This is a genomic window from Wolbachia endosymbiont (group B) of Gerris lacustris (genome assembly GCF_964028355.1).
In the GTDB taxonomy this organism is placed as follows: Bacteria; Pseudomonadota; Alphaproteobacteria; order Rickettsiales; family Anaplasmataceae; genus Wolbachia.
Map to the genome: position 1 here is coordinate 16,300 of NZ_OZ034761.1, position 13,653 is coordinate 29,952.

A 13,653-nucleotide genomic window follows, 5' to 3' on the forward strand; every position below is an offset into this window, starting at 1 on the left:
CTTGTACAAAAGTTAAAGTGATAGGTTGTCGGAAGACCTAATTCTTCACTATTGAAATTTTTTCTCTATAAATTTCACTTGTGCATACTCAATTACATGATATAAAGCCGGGAATGTTATTTTTTTAAAGGTGTTTTGATGCCAATAAGTGTTGAGAAATTAAGAAAAGAATTACTTGCTGCTATAAGCATAGGTAATTTTCAGAAAGTTGAAAAATATGTTGAAGAGGCAAAGAGTGAGCATGTAAAGAATGAGGTTTTGAATAGTAGAGAGCACGTTATAAATCCTCTGCGTCTTGCTACTCAAAAACGTAACTTAAGAGCCTGTTCATAATCTTTTGAGGAGCAAGGCAGTAAAAGCTAGAACGACCATTTGTAGTCTAGTATTGAGTTTACGCTCGCAATTTTTCCATAACCGTCTACACTTTTCCAGCCAAGCAAAAGAACGCTCTACAACCCACCTTTTTGGCAATACAACAAAGGTATGTAATTCACTTCGTTTTATTACTTCAACGGTTGCACCAATAGTCGTTTTTATTTGAGTTGCAAAATTTTCTCCTGTATAACCTGCATCAACTAGTATATTTTGAACTTCGGAAAGATTTTTTCTTGCGTTACAAATCATCTCTACAGCAGCAGTACGATCTCCGATATTAGCTGTAGTAATATAAATTGCATGTGGCAAACCTTGCGTATCTACTGCAATATGACGCTTTATTCCTGAAATTTTCTTGCCGGCATCATAACCTTTTTCTTCAGCAATATCGGTGTTTTTTACACTTTGAGCATCAATGATGCAGAAGCTTGTTTTTGTATTCCGACCACTGTTGAAACGAACCTCTCCAACTAATTTTTTTTAAGACAATTTCTAGAACACTTTCTCTATCTTCATTCGGTTTTTTACTCCATCTCTTGAAGTAATCGTAACAATTGCGCCATTTTGGAAACTCTTTTGGTAGCATTCGCCACTGACAGCCACTTTTTAGCACATAAAGTACACCGCAAAATAACTCATATAAATCCAGTTTTCTTGGTTTTGTTTTTTTTCTACAGGATTCTAGATCTGGTAATATAATCTCAAATCTTTCCCGACTTATATCACTTGGGTATACACTCCTCATATATCCTAACTTATATACATTATCTCTTAGTTTATTCCTTTCTTGAGATCATGTACAGGTTCTAAGGATATTACGCTTTTTAGTTGCCAAAGGTGGCGATATTAATGTTACTACTAGTACTGTACATTTGAGTACTCCCTTACATATTGCTGCTGCTGCTAACGAAGCAGAAGTAGCACAATTTCTACTTGATAATGGTGCTAATATCAATGCTACAAATTATAAAGGTTTTACACCTTTGTACTTAGCATCTTTCTATTGTTACCTAGATATGGTAAAACTTTTGCTTTTTAATAATGCCGATACTAGTATTAAAGATGTAAATGGCAAAACAGCCTTAGATGCTATTGGAAGTTATAGAAGAAATATGTGTGATAGCAATGCAAGACAAGAAATATTATCTATGTTAGAAGATGTTGTTAAGATCACTTCTGTAGTAACTATTAAGGCAGCATTAGAAGCTGATAATAATTCTAGCAATTATTATACCACAGATGTAACAAGCAAAAAAGTTGAACAATTGATCAATGAATTATTTGCTGCTATAAACATAGGTAATTTTCAGAAAGTTGAAAAGTGCATTAAAGAGACGGAGAGTATAGGTATAAAAAGCGAAATCTTGAGTAGTGAAAAGCATGGTATAAAACCTATACATTTTACTACTGACAAGTGCAACTTAAAAATATTGCAGCTTTTGCTTAATGAAGGTGCTGATATTAATGCTACTAGTACTGAATATCTTAATACTTCTCTGCACATTGCTGCTATTAATGGTAAACTGGAAATAGCACAACTTCTAATTGATAGTGCTGATAATATCAATGCTACAAATTATAAAGGTTTTACACCCTTATACTTAGCGTCGTTTCATTGTCAATCAGATATGGTAGAACTCTTGTTTTGCAACAATGCTGATACTAGTATTAAAGATGTAAATGGCAGAACAGCATTGGATGTTGTTGGAGGTTACAGAAGAGATATGTGTAATAACAGTAGTGAAATGCAAAGAGTAATATCTATATTAAGTGGTGCCGTTTCAATTGATTGCAAAGCGATATTAACTTCTACTAGAGTAAGTCTTAAAGAAGAATTGGAAGCTAGCAGCGTGGCAAGTAACGCAGCAAGCAGTGCAGTAAAACCTTCCTCTTTTATTAATAGTATATTTAGTTGGATAACTGCTTCTACATTGGGTCGAAATACTCCTGCTTTACCTTCTGCACAGCAATCTGTTGCTCATTCGGCTGGAAGTCCCATCTATTCTTCACAAGTTGATTTTAATGGAACAGCCATGTTAGGTTATTTAATGTTCAAGAAGTTTACAGGGGAAGAATGTTTAGAACCATTGAATAATCCGCTTTTTATAAAAGAAGGAATTACAGAAAGAGAGCTTAACACTATGGCAAAAAATGTTGAGATGGCACTCAGTAAGTATGAAAAACTTTATCAATGTCCCGGAAGTTCATTAAGCAACTTAACAATATCCAAGGGTGTGCGTCATCAAAAGCACCTATGAATCAGTTAAAATAAGCGCTCAAGTTTGAGTGCTTATTTTCATGAAATCTATCCTTTAAGTTTAAACTTTTTATTGTGCGTTGTAGGTAAGTTGTTACAATAAAATGGGTTAAGATGAAAAAAATTTAAGTTATGGAAGATGATAGCAAGAAAGAAATAACAGAAGAAAAAGGTATATTAGGTTGGATAGAGTATAGACTGCCTATATTTTCTTTTCTAAAACATACTGCCTCTTATCAGGTACCAAAAAATTTAAATTATGCTTGGAACTTTGGTTCTTTAGCTGGTATAGCACTAATTTTACAAATAATAACAGGTATATTTCTTGCCATGCACTACACTCCGCATGTTGATCATGCATTTAATAGTGTGGAGCGTATAATGCGTGACGTAAGTTATGGATGGCTAATACGTTATACTCATGCTGTTGGGGCGTCACTCTTCTTTATGGTGGTCTATGTTCATATCATGCGTGGATTATATTACGGATCTTATAAAAGACCGCGAGAAATGGTGTGGTTTATTGGCATATTTATATTTTTTGCAATGATGGCAACTGCCTTTATGGGATATGTTCTTCCCTGGGGACAAATGAGCTTTTGGGGTGCAACAGTTATAACTAACTTATTTTCAGCCATACCTTTAATTGGTGATAAAATAGTTATATGGTTGTGGGGTGGTTTTTCCGTTGATAACCCAACACTTAACCGTTTTTTCGCTCTGCATTATCTTCTGCCTTTTGTTATTGTTGCTTTAGCTATGCTTCATGTGATAGCTTTGCATAGGTTTGGCTCTAATAACCCAAGTGGAATAGAAGTCAGGTCAGGTAAGGACACTATTCCTTTTTATCCTTATTATATAGCAAAGGACTGCATAACTTTTGGTTTATTTTTTATAATTTTGTTTGGATTTGTTTTTTATGCCCCTAATTATCTTGGTCATCCTGATAATTATATAGAAGCTGATCCTATGGTAACTCCAGTACACATAGTACCAGAATGGTATTTCCTACCTTTTTATGCGATGTTGCGTTCAATTCCAAATAAACTTATTGGTGTACTTACCATGTTTGGATCTATTTTAGTTTGGTTTCTTTTACCTTGGCTTGATAAATCAAAGGTTAAAAGTGGTTCTTACCGTCCATTATTTAAGAAATTTTTTTGGGTTTTTGCAATAAATTTTGCATTTCTTGCTTGGCTTGGGGGGCAGGAAGTTAAAGAGCCTTACATTACTTTAAGTAGAATCTCAACTCTTTACTATTTTTCATATTTTGTGATAGTTTTACCTTTACTTAGTAAGTATGAGAAACCAAAAAAATTACCAAAAACAATAAGCGATTCCGTTCCGGAGATGAAGTGATGCTGGTTAAAAATATATTTGCTGCGTTTTGTGCATTATTTCTTGCTAATTATGTATGTGCAGAAGAATTCACACCATCACAAAATAAGAAAATCGACTGGAGTTTTGATGGAATTACTGGATCTTTCGATAGAGAGTCAATTCAGCGTGGCTATAAAGTATACAAGGAAGTCTGTGCTGCTTGCCATTCAATGAATAGAATAGCGTTTCGTAACTTGCAAGATGCTGGTTTTTCTGAAGAGGATGTAAAACAAATTGCAGCCTCTTATCAAGTTAAAGATGGTCCAAATGATTTGGGTGAAATGTTTGATAGGCCGGGAGTATCTTCGGACTATTTTATTGCACCTTTTGACACGAAAGAAGCAGCTGCAGCAAGCAACAATGGCGCAATTCCACCGGACTTATCATTAATTGTCAAAGCAAGACATGATGGTGCAAATTACATCTATTCACTACTAATTGGTTATCAAAACGGTGAACATGATGAGAACGGTTTATATTTTAATCCATATTTTTCAACAGGCAGGTTAGCTATGGCACCACCATTATCTGAAGGAATGGTAGAATATGATGGTACAAGGCAAGCCACAGTTGAAAATATGGCATATGATGTGGTAAATTTCTTACAATGGGCAGCAGAGCCAGAACTGGAACGTCGACATAAACTTGGGTTAAAAATAGTGACATACTTTGTAATTTTGACAGTGTTTTTTGTATTAACTAACAACAGGATTTGGAGCAAGCTCTATAAAAAGAAAAAATAGAGTTTTTTTATGTTCATTCTTTTATGCCTTATTTATAATAGCAGATGTATTATATAATAATAAATACATTATGAAAACATAAAGGTATGGAATTTCAAATAGTTACACATTTTCAGCCAGCTGGAGATCAACCACAGGCAATAGACAGTTTAATTGAAGGGCTAAATAGTCATAAAAGAGATCAGGTTTTGCTTGGAGTTACTGGCTCTGGAAAAACCTTTACTATGGCAAATGTTATTGCAAGAACAAACAGGCCTGCATTAATTATGGCGCATAATAAAACTTTAGCAGCGCAACTTTATGAGGAGATGAGAGGATTTTTCCCCCACAATGCTGTTGTATACTTCATTTCTTATTATGATTATTATCAGCCTGAGGCGTATTCGCCACAAACAGACACTTATATTGAAAAAGACTCTTTAATAAATGAAAGAATTGATATGCTACGTTATTCTGCTATTTGCTCCCTTTTGGAGCGTAGGGATACGATTGTAGTTGCCAGTGTTTCTTGTATATATGGTCTTGGTTCGCCTGAGAGCTATCTCAGCATGACCTTGACTTTAAGTGCTGGAGATAAGATTCATGTTAATGACTTTCTGAATAATTTAGCTAATCTCCAATATAAGCGTTCTGATGTCAGATTTGAGCGAGGATATTTCAGAGTGCGCGGCGATATTATTGATATATTTCCTGCGTATTATGAAAATAAAGCTTGGCGCTTATCATTGTTTGGTGATGAAATAGAAGAAATTTCTGAAATTGATGCTATAACTGGCAATACTATCAGACGCATAGATAAAGTCACCATTTTTCCAAATAGTTATCATATTACATCACGTGAGACCCTGTTGCAAGCAGTTCAATTAATTAAAAAAGAACTGCATGAACGCTTGGATTATTACTATTCACAGAACAAAATTGTTGAAGCAAAACGCCTTGAGCAGCGTACTAATTTTGATATTGAAATGATGATGGCGACGGGAGTGTGTAAAGGTATTGAAAATTATTCGCGTTATCTTTATGGAATGAAATCCGGGGATCCACCGCCTACGTTGTTTGAATATTTACCTAAAGATGTAATTTTATTTGCTGATGAAAGCCATGTAACCGTTCCCCAGATAGGTGCAATGTATAGCGGTAATGAAGCACGTAAAAAGAAATTGATAGATTATGGTTTTAGGCTACCTTCTGCTTTTGATAACCGTCCATTAAAATTTGAAGAGTGGGAGGCAATACGGCCCCAGACTATTTACGTTTCGGCTACTCCAGGAAAATATGAGTTAGAAAAGACTAACCACGCATTCATAGAGCAAGTTATCCGCCCAACAGGACTGACAGATCCCATCTGCACAATAAAACCAACAGAGAGTCAGGTTGATGATGTGATTCACGAGGCGCAAGTAACAATAAAAAAAGGGTTTTGTATTCTAATTACCACATTGACAAAAAAAATGGCTGAAAAGCTAGCTGAGCATATGAGTGAGCTCAGTATGAAAGTAACTTACCTACATTCAGATATTGGTGCACTGGAAAGAATTGAAATTATATGCAAATTAAGATCTAAAGAAATAGATGTTCTTGTTGGTGTTAACTTATTGCGGGAAGGTCTTGATATTCCCGAATGTGGGCTGGTTGCAATTTTAGATGCTGACAAAGAAGGGTTTTTACGATCAGAGACTTCGCTCATTCAAACGATAGGTCGTGCTGCACGCAATGTTGAAGGCAGAGTAATTTTATATGCAGACAAAATTACTAATTCTATGGATCGCGCACTGAAAGAAACTGAAAGGAGAAGAAAGAAACAGACAGAGCATAATACACTGCATAATATTGTACCAAAAACTATAATAAAGCCTATATCAAATACTTTACAGGAAAAAGTGGTAGTTGAGAATTTTAGTAAGGATGATCTAAATAGTTTGAAAAAGCAAATGTTGAAGCATGCTGAAAATTTAGAGTTTGAAGAGGCGGCGAAAATAAAAGGTATTATTGAAAAATTTAATAACAGACCCGTTACATAACTAGAAAAAAAGATAAATAATTAATAGTTAAGCTGACTTTGATTTACCAAAGATTTGAAAAACTATTATCTAATACCAACTCTCATTATTAATGAACCAAATAAGAAGCATTGCAGAGTTGTTTAACCGTGGAAGGGGAAATAGAGGTAATAAATTTACACAAAGCGCTCTCAAGCAGAACAATTGTATCGTAGATTTTATTGCGCAAAATGTTCTGTTTTATATATAACCAAAACCTCTCAACAGGATTGAGGTCAGGTGAGTATGGTGGTAGGTATATAATTTCGATATTTTTAGGTATCTTTAAACTTTTTGACTTATGCCAACTAGCGCAATCCATCACGAGAAAAGCCTTTCGTATTCCTAAATATTGCGACATCTGTTCAAGGAATATATTTATACAAGCAGTGTTGACGTTTGGTGCGAATAAGCTAAAATTCTCTCCATTTCTGGGATTAACTGCACTATAGAGATAAAAATTTTCCCTACCTAATTTTACCTTAACCTGTGTCCTACTGCCTTTTTTAAACCACCCATGTCCAACTTTTGAATGTGTACCAAACCGTGATTCATCGAAGAAAAATAGCTCTTTTTCAGAATGCATGACAATAGTTTCATTGAGGTTTTTTTTTAAACTCCTCTTGCTTATTTTTATCCTGTCCACTATGAACTGGTCTTGGTGTGATATATGAGAATTTCATTCTTTGCATATTACGATGTATTGTGGATTTGCTGATATTCAAACCAAATCTTTCTTGGATTCTTATTCTCATTTCTCTAATAGTAATATTGGGGTTTTCCTCTATCCACACCTCAATTTGTTCAAGTTGACTTTGGTTCAATATAGTTTTTCTACGGCGTTGAGGTGGAGAAAATAATTTTTCTTCTCTTCCAAATTTTATGTGCTTTATCCATGTAGTAATTGCCTTTCTCGAAATGCAACATATTTTTGCTACAGCTGTTATACTGTGCTTTTTTGCTGCAATTACAGCATTTAGTTTTTTTGCAACATACGCATTATTTCTTACTTTCTTCAACATCTCTTTTGCTGATTCCACCACTTTTTCATCCAATAATTTTGATCTTAATGCCATCTAAACCTCGCTATTTTACTTACTCCAGTATGGCTTTTTTTCCATTATTGTCTATTCGTTGCTTGTATAGCGGGAATTGGTATAAGAACATATCTTGAAAGGACTTAAGTGGTTAAATATTAAAGAGTTCTTGAAGTAAGGAGAGCACGCTCATACGTCAAGCAAACAACGTTTACCTAAAATTCTGTGACATTAGCAGCTTTCTTGCCCCGTTTTCAGTAAATAGTGATTTTTCTATATATTAGAAAAATTTTTATTTTAATTAGCCATAGGCGCCTATTGTTTTTTAGCTAAAGTAAAGGTCAAATATCTGGAATTCTGGACATAAAATCCCCCTATGTAAAAAAGATTAGAAAAAAGTGCAGCGCACATACGACAGAGATTAAGCATATGTGTATGCGCTGAAGAAGATACGCTACATTTCTTACTTAGTTTGATTATTTAATAGAAAAGTCTGCAGACGAAGATAGATTTTGAGCTCTTAAAATATCTCTAACTGTGATTATAATCAGATCTAAAATATATGGAAGCAATTTTTTACGTTAATATTTTAAATTAGGCCTCTTGCATAACTATATTAAAGGTTAGCACTGCCTCATTATATATTTTATCGCATTAATAATTGTTATGTTTTTGCTCTCCCTATTGCTTCTTGTGCAACATTTAGCCTTATCACTTGTTACTCTCCTATTTCTTGCTTTATTCTTTTCTTTTTCCCCTTTCAAGACAGGTTCTGAGTGGCAAAACATAGGTCCACTTTAATGTGTATTAAACAAGATTTTATAACTCTAATTGTCTTTGCTTGTGCTGTTCAACTGTGACATCAACCATTACATTCAATGGAAGATGATCTGAAGGGTTATCTCTCTTGTTGGAATTATATCATTTTTACCCAGGCCTTTCACCGTACGCTGTATACTCCTTTATAACAGGGGATAAAAAGCAAAAATCTATTCTTTTTTTGAGATCATGTACAGATTCTAATACCAATTCCCGCTATACAAGCAACGAATAGACAATAATGGAAAAAAAGCCATACTGGAGTAAGTAAAATAGCGAGGTTTAGATGGCATTAAGATCAAAATTATTGGATGAAAAAGTGGTGGAATCAGCAAAAGAGATGCTGAAGAAAGTAAGAAATAATGCGTATGTTGCAAAAAAACTAAATGCTGTAATTGCAGCAAAAAAGCACAGTATAACAGCTGTAGCAAAAATATGTTGCATTTCGAGAAAGGCAATTACTACATGGATAAAGCACATAAAATTTGGAAGAGAAGAAAAATTATTTTCTCCACCTCAACGCCGTAGAAAAACTATATTGAACCAAAGTCAACTTGAACAAATTGAGGTGTGGATAGAGGAAAACCCCAATATTACTATTAGAGAAATGAGAATAAGAATCCAAGAAAGATTTGGTTTGAATATCAGCAAATCCACAATACATCGTAATATGCAAAGAATGAAATTCTCATATATCACACCAAGACCAGTTCATAGTGGACAGGATAAAAATAAGCAAGAGGAGTTTAAAAAAAAACCTCAATGAAACTATTGTCATGCATTCTGAAAAAGAGCTATTTTTCTTCGATGAATCACGGTTTGGTACACATTCAAAAGTTGGACATGGGTGGTTTAAAAAAGGCAGTAGGACACAGGTTAAGGTAAAATTAGGTAGGGAAAATTTTTATCTCTATAGTGCAGTTAATCCCAGAAATGGAGAGAATTTTAGCTTATTTGCACCAAACGTCAACACTGCTTGTATAAATATATTCCTTGAACAGATGTCGCAATATTTAGGAATACGAAAGGCTTTTCTCGTGATGGATTGCGCTAGTTGGCATAAGTCAAAAAGTTTAAAGATACCTAAAAATATCGAAATTATATACCTACCACCATACTCACCTGACCTCAATCCTGTTGAGAGGTTTTGGTTATATATAAAACAGAACATTTTGCGCAATAAAATCTACGATACAATTGTTCTGCTTGAGAGCGCTTTGTGTAAATTTATTACCTCTCTTTCCCCTTCCACGGTTAAACAACTCTGCAATGCTTCTTATTTGGTTCATTAATAATGAGAGTTGGTATAACTACTTAAGGAAGGTGTCTCTATTGCAGCTGAGACAGCTGATCACTCATGATCAAATAAAAAAGTTATAAGCACACAGATTGGATCACAGTATCTTTTTTAAGAAGAAGATTTATCTTGCTTAAAAACTTGTAGATACTATATTTTACATAAATTCTTCATGCGAGGCCTTTATGTTTACTAATAGAATATCTAATAATCTGGATCAGCTACAATTTTTTGTAGAGTTTTTAAACGAAAATTATGAAACTCAGAAACATCTTAGTCTTACACCACTACATTTAGCAGCAGGAAATGGTCAGTTGGATTTAGTCAACACTTTATTAGGAGAAGGTTTAGATATTAATTCAGAGATTAAGTACGATGGCTTTACGCCACTGTATTTTTCAATTGCAAAAAATCGCTTAGAGATGGTTAACTTTCTTATTGCTCATGGAGCAGATGTAAACCATAAGACCATTCTAGGCTTTACACCTTTAAGTTTTGCATCCCAGCAAGGATATTTAGATATAGTCAACACCTTGATTGCAAATGGAGCAGATCTTAGTACTAAAACAGATAAACTTAATACACCTTTACACCTAGCAGCAGAGAATGGTCATCTAGATATAGTAAATGTTTTTATTGAAAAGGGATTAGATGTTAATGCTGTAAATAATGATCGAGCAAGACCTTTGCATTCTGCAGTACAAAATGGTAACCTCGAAGTAGTTAAAGCTCTTATTTCACAAGGGTCTAATATTAACGCTGGATCTTCAGGCATAGGTAATCATAAAGTTGATGCAAACATTACACCCTTACATCTGGGAACACAAACTGGTAGGTTAGATATAGTTAAAGTTCTGCTTGAAGCGGGAGCAAACGTTAATGCAAAAACAGATGATAAGATTACACCTCTACATTTAGCGTCTCAAAATGGCTTTTTAGAGTTAGTAGACATTTTACTAAAAGCAAAATCTAATGTTAATGCTAAGGATTATGAGAATCTTACACCTCTACATTTAGCAGCAGAACGTAATCACTTTGGAGTAGTTAAGTCTCTTCTTCTCGTAAGGGGAATTGATGTTAATGCTAAGGACCACGATAATTCCACAGCTTTACATATAGGATCTCAGAATGGTCACTTAGAAGTAGTGAAGCTACTAATAGAGAAAAAAGCCAATGTTAATGCTAAAAAAAACGAAGGTTTTACACCTTTGCATCTAGCAATTCAGCAAAGTCATTTCGAGGTGAGTGATTTTTTAATTAAAAATGGAGCAAACATTAACACCGTGGATGATCAGAATTGGACTCCTTTACATAATGCAGCATATAATGGTTTTTCTTTAAAAATAGTAGAGAGCTTAATTGCAAAAGGAGCAAATATAAATGCAAAGATGGATGATGGTAGAAGAGCTCTACATTTGGCAGCAGAACATAATCGCTTGGAAATAATGAATTTCTTGATTGAAAATGGAGCAGATATTAATGCTCTAGATAACAGAAGTTGGACTCCTCTACATTGTGCAGCATATGATGGTAATTTAGAAGTTGCTAAATCTTTGCTTGATAAAGGAGCAGACATTAATGCTAAAACAGTTAAAAGTACTACACCTCTACACTTTGCAGTAGACCATGATCATTTAGAGGTGGTTGAATTGCTCTTAGAAAAGGAAGCAGATATTAATGCTTTAGATCACACAAATTGGACTCCTTTACATTTTGCAGCAGAAAAAGGTTATGATCAGATAGCAACCGTTCTATTGAAACATGGTGCTGATGTAAATGTAAAAGAAAATCAAAATAAAGGCACAGCCCTACATCTTGCAGCTCAATATGGTCATCCTAAGGTAGTTAAAACTCTTATTATAAATGGAGCGGATGTTAATGCAAAAATGGATAAAAATGCTACGCCTTTACACTTAGGGGCACAAATTGGTAATTTAGATATAGTTAGGTCTCTACTTATGAGCGGAGCATACTTTAATGCTAGAGCTGAAGGAGGTAGATATGTTTTACCATTACACTTTGCGGAAAGAAGAGGAAACCCAGAAGTAATAAAATTACTAAAATTGGTTGAGAAGTTATTTAAGGCTATAGAAGATAATAATTATTTAGGAATTGAGAGTTCCATTAGAGATGGAGCAATCATTGATTCGAAGAACGTGGATGGAAGAACGCCATTACATTATGCTGTTAATAATGGGCACATAAAAGTTGTAAATATCTTGCTAGCAAATGGAGCTGATGCTACTAAAGTTACTAACAAAGGTAATACACCATTACACACTGCTGCTTCCAAAGGTCATAAAGAAATTATTGAAGCTTTGTTACAACGTGTAAGCCACAATAAATTGAGTGATTTTATTAATGCTAAAACAATAGTTAAAGGCACTACGTCGTTGCATGTTGCTACTGAAAATAGCTTTTTCGAAGCTGTAAAATCTTTGTTGAAACATGGTGCAATTTATAACATCAAGAATAAAGAAGGTAAAACACCACTTGATCTTTCTCGAGACCAGAATATTACTAACCTATTGAAATTAGTAGAAGAGCTATTTGAAAATGCAAAAAATGGTAATGTTGAAATTATCAGTAAGCTGAAAGCAATAAAACCCGATGAGCGCGTAGCTGTAACAAATGCTCGTGATGATCAAGGCAAGTCATTAGTCCAGGTTGTAGTAATCAATAAACACTCAAACCTTGCAAGTAGATTATTAGAAATATTAAAAAGTCCAGATCAGAGTTTACAAGATGTCAGCGTAGAAAATCGAGTAAAGAGTTTAAAGTTATAGCTCTCTTAAATGAAACTCTAATGAGGGTGCCAAGATCTAGATCATTTAGAAAATTATAGTGGGCTTTACATCTTATTAATTATAAATTAACTTACTATCTAATCAATCCCTAAGTCATGTATGAGTAACATTTTGATAATATTAGCAGCAGGAAAGAGCAGTAGAATGAATTCTGAATATTCAAAAGCGTTGCACCAAGTGGGAAATCTTACTCTTTTAGAACATATAATTTCTAATGCAAAATTGCTGAGTCTAAAAAGCTTATCAATTGTTGTTAACAACTCCCTTCTAAAAGATTTAGAAAAGTTTGATACCCTAAAAAGTATAATCGATCAATACAATATAAAACTAATAATTCAAGAAGATATTACAGGTACTGGCACTGCAGTTAAAATTGCTCTAGAAAATCTGGAGGAGTTATCTGATCAAGACATAGTTTTAATACAGTATGGAGACACTCCCTTTATATCTAGTGATACAGTTATGAAAATGACTGATTGTTTAAAGTATAATAATTTAGTTCTTCTTGGATTCAATAGTCAAGATGAACAATATGGAAGATTAGTAATTGATAATTACGGAAATGTTCAAAAAATCCTAAAAAATGGAGATAAAATGCTTCTTGCAAACTCTGGAATAATAGTTTCAGGAGATAAAATGCTTCTTGCAAACTCTGGAATAATAGTTTCATATGCTAAAGATCTTTTTACCTTAGTAAAAGAAATAAAATTTAATAATTCGACCAATGAATATTGTCTTAATGATATAGTACCCATTGCAGCAAACAATAACTTGAGTGTAGGTTATGTAGTTTCTGATGAAAGAGAAGCAATGGGAGTAAATAATAAAGAGGATTTGATTAAAGCCGAACACTATTTTCAAAAAAAAAGGCGGCCAACTTTTCTTTCATAACTACATTT

Annotated in this window: 10 protein-coding genes; 8 read left to right on the plus strand and 2 right to left on the minus strand. The window is 33.9% G+C overall.

Annotated features, from left to right (window positions below; genetic code table 11):
• Positions 1-138 precede the first annotated feature (138 nt).
• On the plus strand, positions 139-333 hold the full coding sequence (locus ABWU62_RS00090) for a hypothetical protein (protein ID WP_353287092.1): 195 nt from the start codon (positions 139-141) through the stop codon (positions 331-333).
• Here the strand turns inward: ABWU62_RS00090 and ABWU62_RS00095 are convergent.
• Positions 328-1,120 (minus strand): IS5 family transposase gene (locus ABWU62_RS00095; RefSeq protein WP_353287093.1). Its coding sequence is split into 2 segments (ribosomal slippage): positions 328-855 and positions 857-1,120, totalling 792 coding nucleotides; the frame shifts between segments, so codons are not numbered across the junction. The two genes, ABWU62_RS00090 and ABWU62_RS00095, sit on opposite strands and share 6 nt — an antisense overlap.
• A 67-nt stretch (positions 1,121-1,187) precedes the next feature.
• On the opposite strand from ABWU62_RS00095, the gene ABWU62_RS00100 reads away from it, so the two are divergent.
• From ABWU62_RS00100 to uvrB, 4 genes are all read left to right on the plus strand, one after another.
• Positions 1,188-2,633, plus strand: a complete 1,446-nt coding sequence (locus ABWU62_RS00100) for an ankyrin repeat domain-containing protein (RefSeq protein ID WP_353288122.1) — start codon at positions 1,188-1,190, stop codon at positions 2,631-2,633.
• Positions 2,634-2,764: 131 nt separating this feature from the next.
• Positions 2,765-3,991: a cytochrome b gene (locus tag ABWU62_RS00105; RefSeq protein WP_353287094.1), complete on the plus strand. Its 1,227-nt coding sequence runs from the start codon at positions 2,765-2,767 to the stop codon at positions 3,989-3,991.
• The gene (locus tag ABWU62_RS00110) at positions 3,991-4,755 is read left to right on the plus strand and encodes a cytochrome c1 (RefSeq protein ID WP_353287095.1); all 765 of its coding nucleotides are present in this window, start codon (positions 3,991-3,993) and stop codon (positions 4,753-4,755) included. Before ABWU62_RS00105 ends, ABWU62_RS00110 begins: the two co-directional genes overlap by 1 nt.
• Before the next feature lie 86 nt (positions 4,756-4,841).
• On the plus strand, positions 4,842-6,776 hold the full coding sequence (uvrB, locus tag ABWU62_RS00115; RefSeq protein ID WP_353287096.1) for an excinuclease ABC subunit UvrB: 1,935 nt from the start codon (positions 4,842-4,844) through the stop codon (positions 6,774-6,776).
• Between the two features lie 88 nt (positions 6,777-6,864).
• Here the strand turns inward: uvrB and ABWU62_RS00120 are convergent.
• Positions 6,865-7,870, minus strand: a protein-coding gene (locus tag ABWU62_RS00120) for an IS630 family transposase (protein ID WP_353287097.1) whose coding sequence is annotated in 2 segments (ribosomal slippage) — positions 6,865-7,407 and positions 7,409-7,870 — 1,005 coding nt in all. Because the reading frame shifts where the segments join, the coding sequence is not laid out codon by codon here.
• A gap of 1,066 nt (positions 7,871-8,936) precedes the next feature.
• Here ABWU62_RS00120 and ABWU62_RS00125 point away from each other — a divergent pair.
• From ABWU62_RS00125 to ABWU62_RS00135, 3 genes are all read left to right on the plus strand, one after another.
• A protein-coding gene (locus ABWU62_RS00125; RefSeq protein WP_353287090.1) for an IS630 family transposase occupies positions 8,937-9,942 on the plus strand; the annotation gives its coding sequence in 2 pieces (ribosomal slippage) (positions 8,937-9,398 and positions 9,400-9,942; 1,005 coding nt in all).
• 190 nt (positions 9,943-10,132) lie between these two features.
• On the plus strand, positions 10,133-12,733 hold the full coding sequence (locus tag ABWU62_RS00130) for an ankyrin repeat domain-containing protein (protein ID WP_353287098.1): 2,601 nt from the start codon (positions 10,133-10,135) through the stop codon (positions 12,731-12,733).
• Positions 12,734-12,853: 120 nt separating this feature from the next.
• Positions 12,854-13,645: an NTP transferase domain-containing protein gene (locus ABWU62_RS00135; RefSeq protein WP_353287099.1), complete on the plus strand. Its 792-nt coding sequence runs from the start codon at positions 12,854-12,856 to the stop codon at positions 13,643-13,645.
• Positions 13,646-13,653 lie beyond the last annotated feature (8 nt).

Excerpts from the sequence above, each read along its gene's own strand:
- ABWU62_RS00090 (WP_353287092.1), top strand. The coding sequence starts at position 139 with ATGCCAATAAGTGTTGAGAAATTAAGAAAAGAATTACTTGCTGCTATA.
- ABWU62_RS00105 (WP_353287094.1), top strand. The coding sequence starts at position 2,765 with ATGGAAGATGATAGCAAGAAAGAAATAACAGAAGAAAAAGGTATATTA.
- ABWU62_RS00110 (WP_353287095.1), top strand. The coding sequence starts at position 3,991 with ATGCTGGTTAAAAATATATTTGCTGCGTTTTGTGCATTATTTCTTGCT.
- uvrB (WP_353287096.1), top strand. The coding sequence starts at position 4,842 with ATGGAATTTCAAATAGTTACACATTTTCAGCCAGCTGGAGATCAACCA.
- ABWU62_RS00130 (WP_353287098.1), top strand. The coding sequence starts at position 10,133 with ATGTTTACTAATAGAATATCTAATAATCTGGATCAGCTACAATTTTTT.
- ABWU62_RS00135 (WP_353287099.1), top strand. The coding sequence starts at position 12,854 with ATGAGTAACATTTTGATAATATTAGCAGCAGGAAAGAGCAGTAGAATG.